At 66.7% G+C, this 240-nt stretch carries 1 protein-coding gene; it reads left to right on the forward strand.

Translation table 11 applies throughout. From position 1 onward, the window contains the following. Positions 1-240 (forward strand): SecDF P1 head subdomain-containing protein (locus B8W69_RS29580; protein WP_439330656.1); only part of this gene is annotated, 240 nt, incomplete at both ends.

Consider the following 240-nt stretch of genomic DNA (forward strand, 5'->3'; position numbering starts at 1 on the left):
TACCTGCTGGGCCCCTCGATCATCAGTGGTGACCAGATCCAGGACGCCAGCGCGAGCCAGAACCCGCGCGGCATCGGCTACGTCGTCGATCTCCAGTTCAAGCCCGCCGCCGCAAACACCTGGGCCGACTTCACCGCCGCCCACATCGGTACCCAGACGGCGTTCACCCTGGACTCCCAGGTGGTCAGCGCGCCGATGATCCAAGAAGCCATTCCCGGCGGCCGGACCCAGATCAGCGGT

Origin of the sequence: Mycolicibacterium vulneris (assembly GCF_002104765.1) — a bacterium.
Classification (GTDB): Bacteria; Actinomycetota; Actinomycetes; order Mycobacteriales; family Mycobacteriaceae; genus Mycobacterium; species Mycobacterium vulneris.